This is a genomic window from Desulfitobacterium sp., assembly GCF_035539115.1.
Taxonomy (GTDB): Bacteria; Bacillota; Desulfitobacteriia; order Desulfitobacteriales; family Desulfitobacteriaceae; genus Desulfitobacterium_A.
In genome coordinates this window covers 1-22,079 of the sequence record NZ_DATLJA010000041.1, presented here as the reverse complement: position 1 = coordinate 22,079, position 22,079 = coordinate 1, and the positions used below count along the sequence as shown (strand labels likewise).

Below are 22,079 nucleotides of genomic sequence, written 5' to 3'. Positions count from 1 at the left end.
AGCATAAGTGCAACCAGCGGTTTTCGCTTTCCTACGATGCAAGTAGTTAAGTCCGGCAGGATAAGGCGACTAAGGCCATCGCTTTGGCGCTGGCCAAGTCTTCTTTATCGCAAAGCTCGGCGAAAGCCGGGTTTTCTTTATATATTTAACAGTATTACATTTTAGTTAATTTGAATAAAGAATCTTCTTCTCAAGAAGACTAAAGATGATAATAGACAAAACGAGTCATAATGGAATTGTAGAAATTACAATTCCATGGTAAGATTAAGATTGGTGTTAAAAATGGTAAAGGGAGTTTTTATTTGTGATTGAAACTATTAGCTTACGCAATATAGCCATTATTGCTCACGTAGACCATGGCAAGACAACATTAGTTGATGCAATGCTCAGACAAAGTGGTACTTTTCGCGCGAATCAGCAAGTGATGGAGCGTGTTATGGATTCCAACGATCTCGAGAGAGAACGAGGAATTACGATTCTTTCCAAAAACACATCTGTTCATTGGCAGGGCACAAAAATCAACATCGTTGATACCCCAGGCCATGCTGACTTCGGTGGAGAAGTTGAGCGGGTCTTGAAAATGGTGAATGGGGTTTTACTCATCGTTGATTCGTTTGAAGGGCCTATGCCTCAGACTCGTTTTGTTTTAAGAAAAGCGTTAGAACTCAAACTTGTTCCGATTGTCGTAATTAACAAAATTGACCGTCCAGACGCCCGTCCCGCTGAAGTTCTTGACGAAGTGTTGGAACTTTTCATTGAGCTAGGTGCGGATGATGACCAACTTGATTTTCGGGTTGTCTATGCTTCGGCACGCCAAGGTGTTGCAGGCTTAGAATCAGATCAAATTGCTGATGACTTAACGCCCCTATTTTCCGTTATTTTAGAGCATATTCCTGCTCCCCAAGTTGATGTTGAGGCTCCTTTACAACTCTTAGTTACGACTCTGGACCATGACGATTATGTCGGGAAAATCGTCGTTGGCCGAATTGTCCGTGGTAGCGTTCATCAAGGAGAAACGGTCAATTTAATTAAACGAGATGGTATCTTAGAAAAGAATAAGATTGGCAAAGTTTACGTCTATGAAGGTCTTAAACGCGTTGATGTAGCCGAAGCCCAAGCTGGAGAGATTGTTGCCTTAACAGGATTAGGTTCCGCCAATATCGGCGAAACGGTTGCGAGTGAAACTGAGCCAGAAGCGCTTGATATCATTGAAGTAGACGAACCTACGCTCACAATGAATTTCATGGTCAACAACAGTCCCTTTGCTGGTAATGAAGGGGAGTATGTGACATCACGTAAGCTGAGAGAAAGATTATTCAAGGAAATCGAAACGAACGTCAGCTTAAATGTTGAAGAAACGGATTCCGCCGATGTTTTTCGTGTTTCGGGAAGAGGGGAACTTCATCTCTCCATCCTAATTGAAACGATGCGTCGTGAGGGATATGAACTGCAAGTTTCTAAACCTGAAGTTATTATTAAAGTCGTCGATGGCGTCAAGTGTGAACCCATCGAATTTCTGACCTGTGATATTGCGGAAAATGCGATGGGTTCCGTGATGGAGCTTTTGGGGCAACGCAAGGCTGAAATGGTCAATATGATCAACATTTCGACCACCCAAATCCGCTTAGAATTTAAAGTTCCAGCACGGGGACTCATTGGCTTCCGCGGAGATTTTCTGACTGAAACGCGTGGTGAAGGAATAATGAGCCATGTATTCCATAGTTATGAACCCTACAAGGGAGACATTCCTGGTCGAAGCCGTGGCGTTCTGATCGCCTTCGAAGATGGGGAAGCCACAGGATATGGGCTGAATATTGCACAAGAGCGCGGAGTTACCTTTATCGAACCCGGAACTCATGTTTACGAAGGCATGATCGTCGGCGAAAATAGTCGGGAGCAAGATGTTGAAGTCAATGTGGCCAAGAAAAAGCATGTTACCAATATGCGTTCGAGTAATTCAGAGGAAGCTTTACGCTTAGAAAGTCCGCGACTTTTCACCCTTGAACAAGCTCTCGAGTATATTGATGATGATGAGCTTGTTGAAGTTACGCCCAAAAGTATTCGCTTACGTAAGAGGTACTTGGAGCATACAGCAAGAGTACGTCATGCCAAAAAAATGGCTGCCAATAGTTAATTGATTTAAGTACTTTCTTTTTCTGGACACCTTTTCGTCTTTATTGCGTATAGTAATAAGGATGGGGAGGTGCTCCTACATATGCCGATTCGTGTTACGTTCAGACCGGATGACCATTTACCTCCGGTGGTTCAGTCGCCAAAGCCTAAGGTTACCGTAGATATTCAAGGCGATTCCTCAACCCAAGCCTCGAAGGTTCGTAAAACCGTGGGTAATATAACAGAAAAGGATAAAGTTACCGAAATACTCTCGGAGCTCAATGCGCTTATTGGATTGACCACTGTTAAAGAATTGGTTCGGGAATTGCAGGCTTATGTTGAAATTCAAAGGCGAAGAACGCGGGAAAAACTCCTTGCTGAGCCCTTAGTTCTCCATATGATTTTTCGCGGAAATCCCGGCACTGGAAAAACTACTGTCGCACGACTTATTGGTCGACTTTTTAAGGAAATGGACGTCTTACAAAAAGGACAGATTATTGAATGTGAACGAGCTGATCTGGTCGGAGAGTATATAGGACACACCGCTCAAAAAACGCGTGAACAGGTGAAGAAAGCCTTAGGTGGTGTACTTTTCATCGATGAGGCATATTCCCTTGCACGGGGTGGTGAAAAGGACTTTGGCAAGGAAGCGATTGATGCTTTAGTCAAAGCTATGGAAGATCATAAGAACGAATTTATTTTAATTTTAGCAGGTTATTGTCATGAAATGGATTGGTTTCTACAAACTAATCCAGGCCTTCGTTCCCGTTTTCCAATCTATATTGATTTTCCGGATTATACACTGGATGAACTGTTTGCTATCGGTGAATCCATGCTTAAAGCACGCCAATATGAATTCAGCTTTGAAACTCGGGGAGCGTTTCGTTTTATGCTCCAAGGGCTCTTGAATTCTCATCCTTATGCAGGGAATGCACGTCTCGTTCGCAACATTACCGAAAAGGCCATCCGTAAACAGGCTGTTCGCTTATTTCAAAAGCCGAACTCAACTCGGGAAGAACTCATGCAGATTCTCCCTATGGATCTTGCTCTCGAAGAATTTAAGAGTCGAGTTTCTTCATAAAATCGTAAATTTGTGCTATGATTCTTTTATCTTATCCAATGGCTAAACCGTCATTAAGATGGAGGCAAAATATGGACATTCTCGGAGATCTATCTGGAATCCGCTTAACACAACTCGAAGAACTGAAAACACTAACTTTGCTCCGAACTGAACGTCCGGAGCTTATCCATGCCACTTTACTTGAAGGCTTAGGTAATTTGACCGAAAAATGGAATAAAGAAATCGCCTTACATATTAATCGTTCGGGACGTGTCGATGGCGTAGCTGTAGGGCAGCATGCGTCTGTTAAACTACCTCCTGTACGAACCCGGGAAGCGACTCGATTACGCTGTATTCATACCCATCCGGAAGGTAATTATCGGCTGAGTTCAGTTGACCTTAGCGCACTAGAATCTCTCTCCCTCGAAAGTATGACAAGTATCGGGATTCTTAACGGGAAAATAACAGGTGCCGAGCTTGCTTTAATAACGGAGAATGGTGCAATCCTTACCTCTACTTTCACGTCTCGAGAGATTGAAACCCTTGATTATGAGGAATTTCTCACCGAAAATCGTACCCGGCAAAACCCGACAACCCGTTCTCTTCCTGAGGAAGAACGGGCTTATCTTGTTTCTGTTGAGAACGAAGAACTGGCTCAGGAATTATTAGCGGAATTAGCGGAACTCGCCCGCACCGCTGGCGTCAAGGTTGTGGGGCAACTCTTACAACCCAAACGTTACGGCAGTCCTACGAGTTATCTAGGCAAAGGGAAACTCGAAACTTTGAATCAGCAACTTCAAGATACCCATGCTAATGTCCTCATTTGTGATGATGAATTAACTCCTGCGCAACTCCGAAATCTTGAAGACTACACGGGTATTAAAGTTTTGGATCGGACAGGGCTTATCCTTGATATTTTTGCTCAACGCGCCAATTCGCGAGAAGGTAAACTTCAGGTTGAGCTGGCCCAACTCCAATATCGATTACCACGCCTAACAGGTCAAGGACAAGCGCTCTCCCGCTTAGGCGGTGGGATAGGAACGAGAGGACCCGGTGAATCCAAGCTAGAAATGGACAAGCGAAGAGTTCGGCAACGGATTCATATTCTCGAACACGAATTAACTGAGATTCGTAAACACCGCATGACGCAGCGGCAACAACGTGTCCGTAGTGGGCTTCATCTTGTTGCACTCGTTGGGTATACGAACGCAGGTAAAACGACCTTTCTGCAAAAAGCGATGGAGCAAACCCGAGCCAAAGGGGAGTCACTCGCTGGAGAAAATAAACTTTTTGCAACCCTCGATCCTACCATCCGCGCACTTCGGATTGGCCCTGACCGGGAAATCTTGATGAGTGACACGGTTGGCTTCATTCAAAAGCTTCCCCCCCAGTTGTTAAATGCCTTTTTAGCTACCTTAGAGGAAGTTCAAAATGCCGATATATTACTTCATGTTCTAGATGCCAGTCATCCCCGTTCCTTAGAACAGGCCGATACTGTCCATGAGATTTTGCAAAAATTAAATTGCGCAGAAAAACCGACGATAACTATCTTAAACAAAATTGACCAAGTTGAGCAGATTTCTGATCTCAACCGTTTAGCGCAACAACTTGCACACCCTATTCCGCTTTCTCTGGTGCGAGGGGATTCACTCATTCCCGTCTGGAAAATGATTGAGGAACTATTACCTTAAAAATAACAGACACAAGGAGGTTTCATCATTGGAGTTATGGGGAGAACTGCCCCACTTGATTTCTGAGGCAGTGGAACAGGCGGAGACAATCGTTCAAACACGATTATCCTCCCTTAATGAAGTAACAGAACATAATCACGCGAAAGTGTTGCAGGCATTTCAAATTGAGAAAGTAACAGGCTATCATCTCTCAGGTACGACCGGTTACGGTTTAGGAGACTCAGGTCGCGGAGTGTTAGATAAGGTTATGGCCCGAATTTTGGGAACAGAAGCTGCTTTAGTTCGGGGACAATTCGTTTCTGGTACGCATGCCATTGCTACCGCGTTATTCGGTGTACTTCGTCCAGGTGATCATTTTCTCTCCGTGAGTGGAAATCCTTATGATACACTAGAAGAAGTCATAGGAATTCGTGAAATAGGACAGGGGAGTTTGAAGGAGTTTGGTATTAGTTTTGATGCTATCCCGCTGAGTTCAGAAGGCGAAATTCAGTATGGCTTATTGAAAGACGCTCTGAAGCCGAATACCAAAATGCTCATTGTCCAGCGTTCCCGAGGCTATGATTGGCGGAATTCCTTAGATATTCAAAAAATCTCCGAATTAGTGCAATTCGTCCGAGAAAAATATCCTCAACTCCTAATCTTTGTTGATAATTGTTACGGAGAGTTAGTCGAGAAACTCGAGCCTGGAGATATTGACGTCGATCTGATGGCTGGTTCGCTCATCAAAAATCTAGGAGGCACTCTTGCCCCTACCGGTGGATACATTGCTGGTAAAAAGAAGTGGGTGGATCTCGCCGCGCAACGCCTTACTGCTCCTGGGATTGGCGGAGAAGTAGGAGCAACTCTGGAATGGCAACGTCTGTTTTTTCAAGGGCTTTTTTTCAGTCCGCTGACCGTAAGTGAAGCCGTCCGCAGTGCAGTTTTTTCCTCTGCTTTTTGGCAAGCCTTAGGATTTGAAGTCAGCCCTTTACCAGAAGAACCCCGTACCGACCTTATTCAAGCCGTAAAACTTGGTTCTCGTGAGCGAATGATTGCTTTCTGTCAAGGACTCCAAAAAGGTTCACCAATTGACAGCTTTGTCTTACCCATCCCAGCGGGTATGCCTGGCTACGAAGATGAAGTAATCATGGCAGGGGGAACCTTTATTCAAGGGGCAACCAGTGAATTTTCAGCTGATGGTCCGCTTCGAGAACCTTATATTGTTTATCAACAAGGTGGGATGTCTTATCACTATGTTAAGTTCGGTAATATTTTAGCAGCCTTAAACCTTTTTCAAAAAGATCTACTTAAAGCGAGGTGATTTACTTGAGTCTTGATCAGAGAAAACCCCAAAAAAGTATGGCTCGTTATATTTTCGAGCTTGTGGAAATTGTTCTCGTTGCCTTTGTCTTATCCTGGCTCATCCGGACTTATGTCTTAGAAGCACGCGTTATTCCCTCGGGTTCCATGTTACCCACGATTCAACTTCAAGATCGCGTTATCGTCGATAAGTTTTTCTTTAAGTATTTCGGACAACTACAGCCTGGGGATATTATTGTTTTTCATCCCCCAGCAAGCGCGCATTCTTCAGATGATTTCATCAAACGTCTGGTCGCTTTGCCCGGGGATAAAGTCCAGATTAAAAATCATGACACTTATGTCAATGACAAACCTCTGAATGAACCCTATATCAATGAGCGTTCCAAGGAAGATTTTGGTCCAGTTGTTGTCCCGGAAGGTTCTTTGTTTGTCATGGGGGATAACCGAAATAACAGCGCTGATTCAAGAGAGTGGGGTTTCTTACCCGAACAAAACGTCTCTGGAAGAACCTTACTCCGTTATTGGCCTCTCAACCATTTTGGAACTCTGGCCCGATAGTTAGGGACTCTTCACCATAACTATGCATATACTGAGAATACAAATTGAAATTCTTAAAAGAGGGTTGGTACATATAATGGGCAAACGTCAGTCGATTATTATTCTATTTGGGGGACAGTCTGGAGAACATGAGGTCTCTCTAGATTCTGCCCAATCGGTCTTAAACACGCTTGATCGCTCCCGTTATGAGATTCAAACCATAGGAATATCGAAAGAGGGAAAATGGTTCTGGGGTGTGGAACCCAAGGATTGGCAAACGCCAGAGGAAATTTCAACCCCTGACACCCTACAAGTCACCTTAATCCAAGACCCCACAGCTCCCCGTTTCTTTGCTCTCAATGGCCAGGAGCTACCTAACCATGGGAAATTTGATTTAATCTTTCCTGTCCTCCATGGACCTTTTGGCGAAGACGGCACGATTCAAGGGTTATTTGAAATGTCTAATGCACCGTATGTCGGTTCTGGAGTTCTCGGTTCATCTTTAGGAATGGATAAAGACAGGATGAAAGCTGTATTTTCTGAAGCAGGGCTGCCAATGGCTCGCTCCTTTACGTTGTTACGTTCCCAATTTAAAGACGATTCAATAAATATTCTCAACCAAATCGAATTGGAAATCGGTTATCCTTGTTTCATTAAACCCGCTAACTTAGGATCGAGTGTGGGCATATCCAAAGCTTATAATCGGGAAGGCCTAAAGAAATCAATCGAATTAGCTGCCCTTTATGATCGGAAGCTTGTTATTGAAGAAAATATCATTGGACGGGAGATTGAAGTCGCTGTTTTAGGTAACGAATCGCCGCGAGCTTCCGTTCCTGGGGAGATTCTACCTGCTAACGATTTCTATGATTATGAAGCGAAGTATCATGACACAGGTTCGCGCTTACTCATTCCAGCCCCGCTCGAGCCAAACGTTACAAACAAGCTTCAGAAAATGGCAGTCACTGCGTTCCAAGCTGTGGAGGCCTCGGGCCTAAGCAGAGTTGACTTCTTCGTAACCGCTGATCAGCAGATTTTTATCAATGAAATCAATACAATGCCTGGCTTCACGCAGATTTCGATGTACCCCAAACTATGGGAGGCTTCTGGAATTTCCTATTCAGAAATCATTGACCGTTTGATTTCTTTGGGCTTGGAACGTTTTCAGGATCTCCGCAACCGTAGAATTTCACGTTAGTTTCGACATCCAAACAAGTGGGCTGTTTTATCTTTCCGGATACGTATACCTGCATCGTAGGACCAAAAAAGGAAGTAGGCTTGTTAAACAAGTCTCACTTCCTTTCGGTTTTTGGTTTAATTTCTAATCAGTGAAGGAATCGAAAGACCCCAATCACTTTTCCTAGAATCGTGACATCTTGCGAGTAAATAGGTTCCATTAATGAATTTTCAGGTTGTAAGCGGATTAAGGTTTTTTCACGGTAAAAGCGTTTAACCGTCGCCTCATCTCCAATCAAGGCTACAACAATTTCGCCATTAATGGCTGTACTTTGCTGTCTCACTAAAATAAGATCTCCATTTAAAATTCCTGCATTGATCATACTTTCTCCACGGACTTTTAAAAAGAAAACCTGATCATCATTCACCAACTCCAGGGGTAGGGGAAAGGTGTCTTCAATATTTTCTTGGGCCAAAATAGGTTGGCCCGCAGTAACTCGCCCCACAATAGGAACCTGAACCACTTTCTTTTCAATAGCATCATGCGAATTATCCAAAACTTCAATCGCTCTTGGTTTAACTGGATCGCGACGAATATATCCTTTATCCTCTAAAGTCTGAAGATGCCCATGTACCGTAGAACTGGACATCAACCCAACTGCATCTCCAATTTCACGAACTGATGGGGGATATCCCTTCCGTCGAATCGCTTGCTTGATGAATGAAAGTATCTCGGTTTGACGTTGAGATAAATCAGGGTACACACTATTACCTCCCCACAATTTCTTATGAACATTTTACCATTAGACCTTTTAAACTGCAAACAAATGTTCGTAGAAATATTTTAGTAAATCGCCCTGAAACCCCAAACTCTGACTTCTATCAAAAATTCGCAGCCCATATCATTTAGTAATGATCTTAAGGGGGCTGATTATGAAAAGCCTAAAGAACTCGTTCTTTCAAACTTCTGTTCTCGTAGTACAAATTCTCATTATCTTAAGTATTGGGTGGATGGCCTGGAAACTCCTCCATAGAACGCCTGTTGTGCCACCTCAAGTTTACCCCTATCTGACCAATATCTCTCCGGAACTTGTACTCGATAGCCAAAAAGAAGGAGAGAAGCTTTCCGAGACAGGCTGGGCCGATCTATTAGCCATTAAATCCACGCTTCCAACCGAGCAGGCCTCTCCAATCATACAGCAACTAAAGCAGGGCATACCTTTCAATCAAATCACATGGAAATCTACGGCTCTTTCTCCAAATTCGATCCAAGAAATTAAGAAGAGGAGAGTGTTCTTAATTCAATATCCTTTATTTGAACCAGAACGTTATGCTTTTCCTGTTCAGGGAAAGCCTTGGTACGAAGACAGTTGGGGAGCAGATCGAGAAGGGGGAAAACGACAACACGAGGGAACCGATCTATTTGCTTTGGAAGGGACACCTTTACTCAACGTATGTTCGGGAAAAGTCGAGAAATTAGGCTGGAATCGACTCGGAGGAGAACGGGTGGGAATAAGGGGAGATGACGGTAACTATTATTACTACGCACATCTTAAAACAATAGATTACACATTAAAAATAGGGCAATCCATTACTAAAGGAGCTCAGATTGGAACAATGGGGCACACTGGTGACGCCTTAACAACACCTGATCATTTGCACTTCGGAATTCAATTACCGGATGGAACCTGGATTAATCCTTATCCTTTCTTATTCGTTTGGCAGCACTATCCATCTTAATACCTCGAAATTCAGAACTTGCCGAGAGCCCCAAAATTTATTATCATAAAAACATATATACTCAACCAGTATTCGAAAGAAAGGGACATTATGAGACGCAGAATACTCATCCTCATAAGCTTAATAATGGTTATTGCCTTCGGTATAAATGCTTTTTCCTTATTTGATCCTTTTCTAGCGTTTTCTGCGACCAAATCCTCCACAGCTCGACCTGATACATCTCACTCTACTACAACATCCAAACCTTCGGCCTCAGCACCTTCAGCATCAGCTCCAGACAAAAGCTTAAATACCTCTAGTTACTATCTTATTAATGCCCAGAATCAGGATATCCTGCTCGCTCAAAATGAGACAGTTCAACGCGCACCGGCTAGTACTGTAAAACTTCTGACTGGTCTTGTGGCGATGCAATCGCTGCGCGAAGAAGACGTTGTTAAAGTGGGGGATGAGGTTCAGATGGAGAATTCCACTCTGGGCTTAAAGCCAGGGGATACGATCTTGGTTAAAGATTTATTAACTGCGCTCTACTTACCAAGTGCTAATGATGCCGCTGTTGCCTTAGCGGTGAAAGCGAAAGGATCAGTTTCCGCCTTTGTTGAAGCAATGAATCAATATGCTCTTCAATTAGGATGTCAAAATTCACGTTTTCAGACCCCAAATGGTTTACCCGCACCTGATCAATATACTACTGCCCAGGATCTTGCCAAAATCGCACTCAGTTTTACCCAACATACTACGTTGATGCAGTATGTTCAGAAGAAAGAGGGCAGAGTGGAGTGGACAACCTCTAACAATCTTAAAAAGAGCATTATTGTAAACAATACAAACGAATTTCTTAGTGTTTATCCTGGGGTCCAAGGTTTAAAAACAGGAACAACCACTGAAGCAGGTCAGTGTCTTGTTACCTATATCACAAGGACTGATGGAAATTTAATTCTCGTATTATTAGGGAGTGAAAATCGCTACAAGGATACCAAAAATCTCTTAGATCAAGGACTAGCAGCTCTACGAACGCGTGCTGCCCTGTGGAATTTAGGAAGTAGCCCCGAATCCTTGATTCAAACCCCAGGATTCTTTCAACCGTAATCTTAACTGAGATGGAGCGTAAACAATGCAAAAATATGGTGAACCTTGCGTTTTAGAAGACCGTTTATGTACAGAATGTGGCGAATGTGACAGATGCGAATTAAATCCGGAAAAGATCTGTGATAATTGTTGTAAGTGTATCGAATCGACTGCAGATTATCGGGCCATCCAAATAGAAGATATTCTTTTAAACACAGAAGACGTAAAGAGTACACATAAGACTGGTCGAACCTTACATTTCAAGAAAAAGTAAAGTTCAACTATATTATCTTAGTCATAAAAAATGGGGTATAGAGTGATTATGAGAGTACTGATTCACTTTAATTTTGGGTCCTATAATAGATATTATGTAAAGTAGACCAATTAATACGGGAGAGGGGTACACATATTTTAGCCCGATTGGCGGATATTTTAGTCATCAATCAATCGGGCTATTTATGTCTCTTAGTATTCATTGAAGACGTATTTGATTAGTATTTGATTAGTATCTGTTTATAATACAGCTTAGCGTTCAGCCTCTAGGAGCCTTTCTAAGGCTTTATAATTATAAGCCTGGTATGATTATCCAACAGTAGAATCTTTAATATTAGCACTTGAATATAAGGTTCAATATCAATGATGTTAATTAGAGTTTGATGATAATTAACTCGTTGTAGAACTGAGCCTTTAGAAGCTTCTGTATGGCTTCTAAAGATGTAGTGAGTATTGTTTTACTACCCAGTCTAACCAGTTAACTACAGACCTTTGTAGATGCGTTAGGTTCGTATTTAATTATTGGTCATAGTCCTTGAAGATTTTCTTGTTGCTCATAACCAATTAAATTTTAGATTCAATTTTATCAGCGAAGTGTTACCCCTTTTACCTAAGTCCCTCTTAGAAACAACTCTGCACTAAATATCGTTTTAGCGCGGAGTCTACTTAGCTAATTTTAGTTTAGTACTCTTAAATACCGCATGGATTTCCGGTAGTCTTTTAAATCGCCTCTTCCCTATTTTTCGCATACATACATTTGGTAGCCTAGCATTGGTTTGACAATTCGCTTAATATTATTAAGATATTTTATTTGCCGATGCTGAGTAATTTCTCCTCCAGTCAATTATTACACCGCAATCACTTTCGGCAATATTGATGGTCTTATATAAACGCGAAGATATCATGCATTTATACCATTCTCTCTTCGGCCACCTTAGCATCACCAATTTTTCGAAAAACGCCCTTATATTCGACAAGACCGATATCGCAGCCCCGGCCTATGGTAACATTGGTGCCACGTACGACTTTGGCAATGGTATTTTCAAGAACGATCTCGTCACCCTCGATGGTTTCGGATTCGAGAACGGGATTATATATACCCAACGTAAAGATGGTTTTTAGTACTTTGAATCCTGTCGAAGAGCCGATAGCAACATTAATCTTTCCGCCGCCTATCTCCGTCACCCGACTTTTGAAGTGAAACAGTCCAACGTTTATGTTGTCAGCGTTCAGCAGGCCGTTTATCTCAAATGAGCCGCAGGAATAGAAGCTTTCGGCGTTGCAGTCGCAACCAATTTTAACCGAGCCCTCAATCTTCACGTTTTGTACGTCAAGGTTTTCGCCGATCGATGCGGAACCCGAGATGGTCAGGTTGTCTCCACTTATGCCGCCTTTTATCTGACCTGAGCCGTTTATTTTAAACTCCTGTGCCTTGACGCTTCCCTCCACATTGCCAGAGCCGTTAATCTTTCCGTCCTCAGTATCGAGATTGCCGATTATACTGCCAGAACCGTTAATACGGAACACTCTGCAGCTGACATCCCCGTTTATCTTCCCCACCCGTTGATTTTAACACTGTTATAAACACCCCCCGCGGAACTGCCGGAGCCGTCGATTCTCAACTCACCTTTTGTATTGTTATCCATAATATATCCTCCTTAAATCAGTTTTAGTTTCAGTTCTTCGATGACAGTTACGATATTGATTCGTCCGATAAGCCGGACACCTTTGTCAAGGCATATTTTACAGGGCGGAGAGATCATAAAACAGTTGAATACTCCAAGTTTTCTCATCAAAAAAACCTCGCTAGGCTCGCCCTCGAATTTCATCAGTCCCTCTTGGAGCACCTCAATCAGCAATCTACCTTCCTCAAGGCTGATGTCACCTGAGACAATAAGCTTGTTTAATATAAATGCTGAGAGAATATCGTTAAAATCAAGTACCTGCCCACCACCATTGAAATCAAGATACATTTTAAGCACTTCGGAAGTAACAATGTTTCGCTGCGTCATCTCATCCGCTTTCAGGCCTATCTGATCAAAAGCAGGAGAAAACACATCGGCAAGATCGTCCAAGGAGATATCCTCTTTCATGTTTTTGATCTTATCAATACGCGACAGTACCCTACTTTTGGGGAAAAAGGTTCCGATTTTCCTTACTCTAAGGAGAAACCGGCTTTTTGTGTTTGCATATTTTTTAATAAACATCACCACGATTATCGATAGTCAGTATATATACAATTTGTTCCGTATGATTAACTTCGAAAATCGCTCTGTATGTACCGACTCGTAAACGCATTAACTTTCCTTGGCCTTTTAGAGGCTTAATATCACCAATCGGTGGACGAATAGCTAAGCCTGTTAATGCTTTACGAATACGTTCCTGAATAGCTCTTTCCTGCTTGGCAAGAAATTTCATCGAATCACGGCTTAATGTCAGTTGGTAAATTGAGCTCATGCATCGCTTCCTCCCATGACACAAATTCCGTGTTGTTTTTCATTTGCCTTTCTTCTTCTTCACTCAAGGGTATATCGTCCGGTTCCATTTGGTCAATTTCGTCCCAATCTGGTCGTCTATGTCCATTTGTTAAAAACTTTAAAAAATCATAAGCAGATTGCTTGGCTTCTTCTGGGAGTATCTTTACCAGCTTAAATAAATCATCATTACTGATAGCCATGAAAACGCCCCCTGTCTAATGTCCGCTAATAAACATTAGCGGCTATAACCTATGCCTAAAATTTAGTCTTGATGTCCGCTAAGGTTTCAGCTAAGATAAAATTACCATGTCCGCTAAGGTAAGTCAAGAGTTAGGAGGATCTGCTGCAATGGATGTATCCACCCAAGGAGAAATTATTATTGCTAAATTTATTGATACTTTAACCAATCAAGAAGATTTAAAACCTAAGACGTTAAAAGAATACGCCGGCGATCTAAAACAGTTTGTTAGTTGGTTTGAGTCTCCCGAACACCAGGAAGAAAATATTATTTTCCGCATTGAAGACGTATCTACTCCGACATTAACGCGGTATAGGGATGTAATGCAAAGAATTAGTGAACTAAAACCTGCAACGATTAACCGGCGACTAATAACTCTCAAACGGTTTTTTGAGTGGGCCATTACAGAAGAATTCATTCGTCATGATCCATCCAAGCCAGTAAAGTTAGTTCCAGAAGAAAAGGTTAGCCCACGACAAATGACCGATAAGGAAGAGGCTGCCCTGGTTGCAGCGTCAGAACATAACGGAACGCTTAGGGATCAGACTATCCTGATTCTCATGTTGCATACCGGATTACGAACTATGGAAGTATGCGATTTAAGCCCAAGAGATATAAGCATTGGGAAACGCAGTGGCCAACTTATCGTAAGGGCTGGAAAACGCAATAAACAGAGAGAGGTCCCCCTTAACTCAACATGTCGTGCCATGCTGGAAAAATACATTGCTGAATTATCACCTGGTAGTGCCTATTTATTTCCTTCAGAAAAAACAGGTAACAGGCTTAGTGAACGGGCCTTGCGACATGTCATTCAAAAGTATATGAAACTAGCACGGCTCGAAGGACTAAGTGCTCATGATCTAAGACATCGCTTTGGCTACGTTATGGCCGTAAACACGCCTTTGCATAGACTAGCCCAAATTATGGGACATGACAGCCTGGATACGACGATGATTTATGTTAAAGCAACCCGCGCTGACCTGCAAGCTGAAGTTGAAAAAATTTCATGGGAATAAGAGGTAGAGCATTGTATGTACGCAAGAGTAAAAGAACTACTGACTCCGGATGAAAGATTACGGTATACTCAAATACCGTCCGATTTAGGCGAATTGGAACTTGGCACCTACTTTACATTAACCCAGCATGATATTGAAGTGATCCAACGGCATCGCAGAGACTATAACCGGCTTGGATTTGCTGTTCAGCTTTGTGTGCTTCGTTACATTGGTTGGCCTTTATCTGACGTGAACGATGTTCCGGAGAAAATATTACGATATATTGCTAAACAACTCAGTATTGACTTTAAAGAGTTTAACTCATATTCCCAACGTGAGGCAACAAAATACGAACACCTTGAGGAAATCAGAAAAGAATATGGCTACTCATCCTTTACACTCCATGAATACCGGTCACTTTCTAAGTTTCTTTATCCCCAGGCCATGGCAAACGGCAATGCACTTCATTTAATACAAGTTGCTTTAGAGGAGCTGCGCAAACGCAAGATCCTTCTTCCCGCCATGGCTACGATTGAAAGGGCCGTTTGGGAAGCACGGAAGAGAACCGAAGAGAAAATATTTAAGATTTTAGGTACATCCCTGACTGCTGCACAAATGGAAAAGCTTGATAAAATTGTATCTCCTATGCCGGAGAGCAGCAAGACCTATCTTGCTTGGTTGAGGGAAATTCCTGGTACATTTTCCCCTGATGCGTTTTTAAAGGTTATTGAAAAGCTGGAATTCATACGTGATCTAAAACTTCAGGTGGATACAAGTGGAATTCATCCAAACCGACTGCGACAACTTTCCAAAATAGGCGCTCGTTATGAACCGCACTCCTTCCGGAGATTTAATGATCCTAAGAAGTACGCTGTTTTGGTTGCCTATTTGCTTGACCTGATACAGGATCTAACCGATCTTGCCTTTGATATCCATGATCGCCAGATTATGTCCCTACTCTCTAAAGGGAGAAAAGCTCAGGAAGAAATCCAAAAGCAAAATGGTAAAACGATTAACGAAAAAGTAGTTTTGTTAGCCGATTTAGGAGCTGCCCTGATTAAGGCTCGTAAGGAAGGAATTGATCCATACGTAGCACTTGAGGCGGTTTTACCATGGGATCGACTCATTGCCTCTGTCGAAGAAGCTAAGCAGTTGGCTAGGCCGGTTGACTACGATTACCTTGATCTGCTTGAAAAGAAATTCTATGTGCTCCGGAAATATACGCCAACTCTATTAACCTCGTTAGAGTTTAACTCAACGAAGTCTGCTGAACCGTTGATGAAGGCTGTTGAAACAATCAAGGATATGAACGAAAACGGCAAACGGAAAGTGCCTGAAGACGCTCCGGTTGAATTTCTTTCAAATCGCTGGCAAAAACATATTTACGATGACGATGGCAATATAAACCGTCACTACTATGAGATGGCTGTATTGACAGAACTTCGCAACTCTATTCGTTCGGGGGATGTTTCGATTGTTGGCAGCCGTGAACATAAAGATTTTGAAGAATATCTCTTTTCAAAAGAGGAATGGAGCCAGATAACAAAAACCACGACTAAATTGGCGGTGAGCCTATCTGTTGAAGAATACTTGGAAGAACGTACTGAATCCTTGTTAAAGCGTCTGAAATGGGTATCATCCAATGTAGATGACTTGGAAGGTGTAAATCTTGAAAACGGAAAGCTTCATATTGACCGCTTAGAAAAGGACGTTCCGGATGAGGCCAGGGATTTTAGTCTCTCACTTTACGAATTGCTGCCACATATTAAGCTAACTGATTTGCTTATGGAAGTTGCTTATTGGACCAATATTGGACTAACCAAAATGGCGGAATCTACACCAGGTATCTCTTACCGACAGATGGCTAATGCTGCACAATGGCGGTTATACGAGGATGCTATGAACAAAGCACAAGCAGTCCTGGTCAATTTTCACCACAAACTAGCTTTATCATCATATTGGGGAACAGGTACCACATCCTCATCGGACGGAATGCGTGTTCAAATTGGCGTTGATGCTCTTCATGCAGATGCTAATCCTCATTATGGTACCGGGAAAGGTGCAACGATTTACCGGTTTGTTAGCGACCAATTTTCTAGTTTCTATGCCAAAGTAATCAACACGAACGCTAGGGATGCAGTGCATGTTATTGATGGTCTTCTTCATCACGAAACGGATTTAGTTATAGAGGAACGCTACACGGATACAGCCGGTTACACCGACCAGGTTTTCGGGTTAACCCACCTATTAGGCTTTCGTTTTGCTCCTCGGCTTAGGGATTTAGCTGACGCGAAACTGTATTCTATAGGAAAAGCCAGCGAATACCCTAAACTGGAGAAATTGTTGCGTGGCCAGATCAACACCAAAGTTATTAGGGAAAATTATGACGATGTACTCAGGCTTGCTCACTCTGTTCGTGAAGGAACAGTGTCGGCATCGTTAATTATGGGTAAAATCGGGTCTTATTCCCGTCAGAATAGCTTGGCCACGGCATTACGTGAAATGGGGCGTATAGAAAAGACCATCTTTATTCTCGATTATATCTCAAGCGAAGCCATGCGGCGGCGTATCCACCGTGGATTAAACAAAGGGGAAGCTATGAACGCATTAGCTAGAGCTATCTTCTTCGGAAAGTTTGGTGAGTTGCGCGAACGGGCACTTCAAGACCAACTTCAGAGGGCTAGTGCGCTTAATATCATTATTAATGCGATTAGTGTATGGAATACGGTCTATTTGACCAAGGCAATCGAGCTCAATAAAGGTAAAGAAAATTTTAACGAAGAGCTGTTGGAGCATATTTCTCCCCTTGGATGGGAACACATTAATTTTTTGGGTGAGTACAAGTTTGATACAAAACAAACAACAACTTTAAAAACTTTACGGCCACTTAAATGCACCAAACAAGATTCTAATTGAATACCCTGTATACCTCTCCTTACTTGTTAGGGAGGCATATATGATGGATTTAACAACAAAAAATAATTCATCCCCCTGGTCTCGATACCAGAAAGTAAAATTTTTAAGTGCAAAAGTCCTTGTATTTGGATTCTCTTGGCTGAGCCCCAATTTTGCAGCCACGAAGGCTTAATCCTTTGTGATCAAACAAAAGATTAAGCCTTCGTAACTCCACCACTACGCTTCTTATTTTATCGTAAACGTAGCTAGTCAAACTTTGTAACATAATTTTAGGACCAGTTATGAAAATTTCGATATTAAACTATTATATTAGAGTTTTCCTAAATTAAGTCTGTATTTATATTATTCAACAACGGCTTTATTACGGTGTTGTATAGAAAAATGCCAAATAAAATATAAAATATGCATGTTGAAGACAGACAGTAAGGACAGTATCCACCACGGAGGATATATCGACCAATCTGTAAAAATGTACTAAAACCGCTTAAAAACATAGAAAACAAAAGCATAATATAACTAGAAAGCTTATTCTTTGTAAAATAAGCTAGTATACCAATAATAATATTTGATGCTACACCTAAAACCCCTAATTCAACATCATTAATAGGAAGAAAAGGAACTTCATGACATATTGGACATTTAACTTTAATATTAACTAGAACACCCGTAATGATTAAACCAATATTTAGAATTAAAAGCAAATATATTATTATTTTTGTCTTTTTTTCAATATTATTCATAATTGTACTCCCCAAATTGTTTTTTAAAGGGGGCTAATACTAATATTAGCCCCCTTTTAGTTTTAAAAACTAAATATAGTATGAAGTAGATTAAGTATTGCAAGAATAATTAAGCCAATAGCCATACTCTTTTCGCTGTTTGCAATTTTCCTATCGTCAATAGATAAAAATTTTTTTCGCCAAGTTATATATGATTGATTTCCTGATAAAAAAAGAATTGCTATTCCTGCAATTAGAGTAAAAATCCATAATAACAAATTGAACAAAGTGACAAAACCCCATTTACTAATTCATATTAATTTATTTTGAGTTTTAATAACTTATATCAAGCATTAATAACCAATTACATTTGTACAATACCATGGGCATCCGTAATTACAAGCTGACCAAGTTAAAGAATAACATATTGCTGGACAAAGAATAACTCCAGTTCCCCCACTAAAAGCATCACATGCTACAGTACAAGCGACTGTACCAAATCCTGCTCCACACATAAAATTACAAAAATCTACGCAAAAAGAATGTGCATCTGCATAAGCTGGCTTAATAAAAAGATCAGCTAGTTTCTTATGATTATCAATTTGATATTTACTGGTTTTGGAAACAATTTTGTTATCAATAACTGCTGATGTTTCTATTTCAATAGTTTTACCGTCACTTGATAAACCTTGGAAAGCTTCTGTTACAGATTGACCATCTTTAGTAGCGGTTACAATCATTCCAGGCTTATTATCTTGAACAAAGGGTAATGTTACTACTTCAATAGGTTTATTATCATTTGGATCAAGGGTTTCAATAAGATGTTCTTTCTCTAAAACATACTTTCCTTGAAGGATTTTATCTTTCATCATTTTGTGATTTGAACTTTCAGTAATTTTTTTAAACACTTCTGCATTTTGATTTACATCAAGCTCCTTAATGTTTGAAAATGCTGCTGGTTTCATTTGAGTTGCAGTAACTGTGGCTGCCATTGCTGGTGTAGCAAAAAAATAAGACTAATTCCAATTGCTAATACCTGTTTAAATACCTTATTAATACGCATCTCTTAATATCCCCTTTCAAATTCTAATAATATAGACTTGACTCTACCCTCCTTACCTCATAATTTAGTGTATAATATAACCATAATTAACTATATATTCTTTTGATTATATATTCAACAACTATACCATTTATTACCCATTTATGTATATTTTCGACAATTTATGAGAAATCGGAGGTCTCAAAATGAAGTTACATTCTATTAGAATTTTAGTCATATTGATTACGTGTATAATTTTCTGTATAATTTTAGAAGGGTTTTTTTGTCTCAGAATTATCCCTTCTCCTTCTATGCTACCTACGATCCAACTAAATGATATAGTCCTTATATATAAGGACTATAATATTAAACGAGGAGATATAGTTCTTTTTAGGCCACCTGAATCTCAACATATAAATGATCAAGAATGGATTAAAAGAGTAGTTGGATTACCTGGTGAGGTTATCTCAATTTATAATGGAAACGTATATATTAACGGCAAATTACTAAGTGAAGATTACAGAAACATAAGGCCTGCATATGATTTTGAACCATATAGCATTCCAAGTGATTCTTATTTTCTATTAGGGGATAATCGAAATAATTCTATCGATAGTCATATATGGGGGTCTTTGCCTAAAAAAAATATTATTGGAACTATTATTTTAAAAGTGTGGCCGCAAATAAAAACTCCATAATTATCCATCTGATTTTTTCCCCAGATTATTATATTCTGGTATTTACCTTTAGTAAATACGAAGCCAGTTTATGCCTTATAGTAAGGAAAACTGGCTTTTCGCTTCCACAAAATGGATTAGCGTATATTTTCGTTAAAATGTTGGCGGGACCCCAATAAGGGGTAGGGCCAACAAAATGACGTAAAACCCACGTTAAGACAATATATGGAAACAATAAGCCGATTTTTCCAACGCTAAGGAAAAGTCGGCTTATTGTTATAAACAAAGTGCCACCCATCGCGTGGCAACATGTCAATCTAGACCGTAACTTAAAAAAGACAATAGGTGTATAATATCCACTACTGCCGTTTCAAAGAAAGTTTCTGTTTAAGTTGGATCAATCGTTGCGACCGCCAAATCCACTTGAAAATAACTTAATGGAATCCAAAATAACGTTTGGTGCACTAGATTCAAAAAGTGCTGATAGATTAACTCTAATCATAAAATTCAGTCTTGATAACAAATTTTAAGGAAGCTTTACCTCTATTTTAAGATCCGCTTATGCTAAAAATTTATTGGAAGAAAATCGAAGCAGCGAATGATTGTTTCCGAATTCTTCATCAGCAAAAACATTTTCTTGAATTGTGTGAAGAATAAGAGCGGAAATTACAGATGAGATTTGAACAGAATACCTTAAATCGTTCATATAATCTTCTCGAAGTTGGTATTGATTATGCAATTTTGTGACGAACAATGTGATGCTTTCTTTAGATATACTAGAAATAGTGGGTAAGGCGAGATGTGGAATAGACCTTAGAGAAGCCTTTTGTTGAAGAATGGTTTCATATTTTAGATGCTTTGATGCTAATGGGAGAGAATCTAATTTCCAGCGTAAACTATGAGGAAGGGTGAAGAAATCAGATAAGAAATGACAGATAACGCCCATTTGAACACTTATATATTTGCGTCTCATAGGGACATCTAAAAAAGAAGCAGGGAGACAACACAATGACAATATGCTCAGGACGACAAAATTTAAGCTTTCCCTTTGATAATGGGGTTTTGCTATTAAGTTTGGAGCAATATCAGGTTTCATATTTCCCCATATAAAACCCAATTTATTAAAAGAATAATTCTGGTTATTGAGGTGCGCTATTGTTTGCTGTGCTACAATTTTATGCGTTAGGATAAACAATTTTTCACTTCCTTGAATCAATTTCATAATAGTCTTTTTTAAAACTCATACCATCAGAATTCTGCCCGGTTATTTAAAAATATTATTAAACTTATTATACTGCTCATATCAGTGCTCCCTCTTCTCGAAGACATTTTCTATTATATCTTATTAATCTTTAAATACCCTTTAAGCAAGTCGTCAAGGTACAGATTTATGTTGCACTCAATCAAACAAAGAAATAAGCTGTATAACTTACTTCTTTGTGATAAGTTACTGACCTGGATTCGTGAGCAGCTTGAATCTCAGGACATCTAACCCCGTAAGATATAACGAAATATAGGCTTTGCATTTGTTTATCCCTCAGATAAAACTATAGCCTATTAATTTTTTTGTTCAATTAAGCAAATGTGTTGAAGGTTTTTGTTCATTTGCACAGAATATATGTTAAGCAGAAACACAATTTAAATTAAGGAGGCAATTATTATGTCTGTACGTGTCGCAATTAATGGTTTCGGAAGAATCGGTAGATTATCCTTAAGAGCAGCCCTCGAAAGCAAGGCTCCTCTTGAAATCGTTGCTGTTAATGATTTAGGAAGTCCGGATCTTCTAGGACATCTCTTCAAATATGATTCTGTTCACGGAATTCTCCCCTATAAAGTCGAGGTAAAAGAGAATACAATGAAGGTAAATGGACAATCTATCCAACTCCTCGCTGAAAAAGACCCGGAAAAGCTTCCCTGGAAAGAACTTGGGGTGGATATTGTTATCGAATCAACGGGTCGTTTTACGGAACGGGATAAAGCGGCACTTCATTTAAAAGCAGGGGCTAAAAAGGTTGTTATTTCTGCGCCAGGAAAAAATGAAGATATCACAATTGTAATGGGAGTT

Annotated in this window: 21 protein-coding genes; 13 read left to right on the top strand and 8 right to left on the bottom strand. The window is 40.5% G+C overall.

The window, feature by feature from the left end; all coding sequences use genetic code 11:
- The first annotated feature begins 307 nt into the window (after positions 1 to 307).
- The 6 genes from typA to VM640_RS07625 all read left to right on the top strand — a co-directional run bounded on the left by typA (position 308) and on the right by VM640_RS07625 (position 7,894).
- Entirely contained in the window at positions 308 to 2,134 is a 1,827-nt protein-coding gene (typA, locus tag VM640_RS07650) for a translational GTPase TypA (protein WP_325390919.1), read from the top strand.
- Between the two features lie 81 nt (positions 2,135 to 2,215).
- Entirely contained in the window at positions 2,216 to 3,193 is a 978-nt protein-coding gene (locus VM640_RS07645; protein WP_325390914.1) for an AAA family ATPase, read from the top strand.
- 71 nt (positions 3,194 to 3,264) lie between these two features.
- The gene (gene hflX / locus VM640_RS07640) at positions 3,265 to 4,863 is read left to right on the top strand and encodes a GTPase HflX (protein WP_325390912.1); all 1,599 of its coding nucleotides are present in this window, start codon (positions 3,265 to 3,267) and stop codon (positions 4,861 to 4,863) included.
- A gap of 28 nt (positions 4,864 to 4,891) precedes the next feature.
- Positions 4,892 to 6,163: a methionine gamma-lyase family protein gene (locus VM640_RS07635; protein WP_325390910.1), complete on the top strand. Its 1,272-nt coding sequence runs from the start codon at positions 4,892 to 4,894 to the stop codon at positions 6,161 to 6,163.
- A 38-nt stretch (positions 6,164 to 6,201) separates the two neighbouring features.
- Positions 6,202 to 6,720: a signal peptidase I gene (gene lepB, locus VM640_RS07630; RefSeq protein WP_325390917.1), complete on the top strand. Its 519-nt coding sequence runs from the start codon at positions 6,202 to 6,204 to the stop codon at positions 6,718 to 6,720.
- A 76-nt stretch (positions 6,721 to 6,796) separates the two neighbouring features.
- On the top strand, positions 6,797 to 7,894 hold the full coding sequence (locus tag VM640_RS07625; protein WP_325390908.1) for a D-alanine--D-alanine ligase: 1,098 nt from the start codon (positions 6,797 to 6,799) through the stop codon (positions 7,892 to 7,894).
- Between the two features lie 127 nt (positions 7,895 to 8,021).
- Here the strand turns inward: VM640_RS07625 and lexA are convergent, their stop codons facing one another.
- Positions 8,022 to 8,636, bottom strand: coding sequence for a transcriptional repressor LexA (gene lexA / locus VM640_RS07620; protein WP_325390906.1), 615 nt, complete (start codon positions 8,634 to 8,636; stop codon positions 8,022 to 8,024).
- Positions 8,637 to 8,805: 169 nt separating this feature from the next.
- On the opposite strand from lexA, the gene VM640_RS07615 reads away from it, so the two are divergent.
- The 3 genes from VM640_RS07615 to VM640_RS07605 all read left to right on the top strand — a co-directional run bounded on the left by VM640_RS07615 (position 8,806) and on the right by VM640_RS07605 (position 10,951).
- Positions 8,806 to 9,612, top strand: a complete 807-nt coding sequence (locus VM640_RS07615) for a M23 family metallopeptidase (RefSeq protein ID WP_325390904.1) — start codon at positions 8,806 to 8,808, stop codon at positions 9,610 to 9,612.
- A 90-nt stretch (positions 9,613 to 9,702) separates the two neighbouring features.
- Positions 9,703 to 10,698, top strand: a complete 996-nt coding sequence (locus VM640_RS07610; protein WP_325390902.1) for a D-alanyl-D-alanine carboxypeptidase family protein — start codon at positions 9,703 to 9,705, stop codon at positions 10,696 to 10,698.
- Between the two features lie 25 nt (positions 10,699 to 10,723).
- On the top strand, positions 10,724 to 10,951 hold the full coding sequence (locus VM640_RS07605; RefSeq protein ID WP_325390900.1) for a hypothetical protein: 228 nt from the start codon (positions 10,724 to 10,726) through the stop codon (positions 10,949 to 10,951).
- 908 nt (positions 10,952 to 11,859) lie between these two features.
- Here the strand turns inward: VM640_RS07605 and VM640_RS07600 are convergent.
- From VM640_RS07600 to VM640_RS07585, 4 genes are all read right to left on the bottom strand, one after another.
- On the bottom strand, positions 11,860 to 12,477 hold the full coding sequence (locus VM640_RS07600) for a cell shape determination protein CcmA (protein ID WP_325390898.1): 618 nt from the start codon (positions 12,475 to 12,477) through the stop codon (positions 11,860 to 11,862).
- A 131-nt stretch (positions 12,478 to 12,608) separates the two neighbouring features.
- The gene (locus tag VM640_RS07595; protein WP_325390915.1) at positions 12,609 to 13,157 is read right to left on the bottom strand and encodes a DUF4004 family protein; all 549 of its coding nucleotides are present in this window, start codon (positions 13,155 to 13,157) and stop codon (positions 12,609 to 12,611) included.
- Positions 13,147 to 13,407 (bottom strand): type II toxin-antitoxin system RelE family toxin, encoded by a 261-nt coding sequence (locus VM640_RS07590; protein ID WP_325390896.1) that lies wholly within the window; start codon positions 13,405 to 13,407, stop codon positions 13,147 to 13,149. The genes VM640_RS07595 and VM640_RS07590 overlap by 11 nt, the downstream gene beginning before the upstream one ends.
- Positions 13,373 to 13,627, bottom strand: a complete 255-nt coding sequence (locus tag VM640_RS07585; RefSeq protein ID WP_325390894.1) for a hypothetical protein — start codon at positions 13,625 to 13,627, stop codon at positions 13,373 to 13,375. Before VM640_RS07585 ends, VM640_RS07590 begins: the two co-directional genes overlap by 35 nt.
- Before the next feature lie 148 nt (positions 13,628 to 13,775).
- Between VM640_RS07585 and VM640_RS07580 the strand changes: the two genes are divergently transcribed.
- Both VM640_RS07580 and VM640_RS07575 read left to right on the top strand, forming a co-directional pair.
- On the top strand, positions 13,776 to 14,681 hold the full coding sequence (locus tag VM640_RS07580) for a tyrosine-type recombinase/integrase (protein WP_325390892.1): 906 nt from the start codon (positions 13,776 to 13,778) through the stop codon (positions 14,679 to 14,681).
- 15 nt (positions 14,682 to 14,696) lie between these two features.
- A complete protein-coding gene (locus VM640_RS07575; RefSeq protein WP_325390890.1) occupies positions 14,697 to 17,576 on the top strand; it encodes a Tn3 family transposase in 2,880 nt (959 codons plus the stop codon).
- Between the two features lie 320 nt (positions 17,577 to 17,896).
- Here the strand turns inward: VM640_RS07575 and VM640_RS07570 are convergent, their stop codons facing one another.
- Complete coding sequence (locus VM640_RS07570; protein WP_325390888.1) at positions 17,897 to 18,316, bottom strand: hypothetical protein; 420 nt, start codon at positions 18,314 to 18,316, stop codon at positions 17,897 to 17,899.
- A 332-nt stretch (positions 18,317 to 18,648) separates the two neighbouring features.
- Entirely contained in the window at positions 18,649 to 19,287 is a 639-nt protein-coding gene (locus VM640_RS07565) for a hypothetical protein (RefSeq protein WP_325390886.1), read from the bottom strand.
- A gap of 256 nt (positions 19,288 to 19,543) precedes the next feature.
- Between VM640_RS07565 and lepB (VM640_RS07560) the strand changes: the two genes are divergently transcribed.
- Positions 19,544 to 20,035 (top strand): signal peptidase I, encoded by a 492-nt coding sequence (gene lepB / locus VM640_RS07560; protein WP_325390884.1) that lies wholly within the window; start codon positions 19,544 to 19,546, stop codon positions 20,033 to 20,035.
- Between the two features lie 538 nt (positions 20,036 to 20,573).
- Here the strand turns inward: lepB (VM640_RS07560) and VM640_RS07555 are convergent.
- Positions 20,574 to 21,236, bottom strand: coding sequence for a zinc dependent phospholipase C family protein (locus tag VM640_RS07555; RefSeq protein WP_325390882.1), 663 nt, complete (start codon positions 21,234 to 21,236; stop codon positions 20,574 to 20,576).
- A 438-nt stretch (positions 21,237 to 21,674) separates the two neighbouring features.
- On the opposite strand from VM640_RS07555, the gene VM640_RS07550 reads away from it, so the two are divergent.
- Positions 21,675 to 22,079: glyceraldehyde 3-phosphate dehydrogenase NAD-binding domain-containing protein (locus tag VM640_RS07550; protein WP_325390880.1), on the top strand; the 405-nt coding region annotated here is incomplete at its 3' end.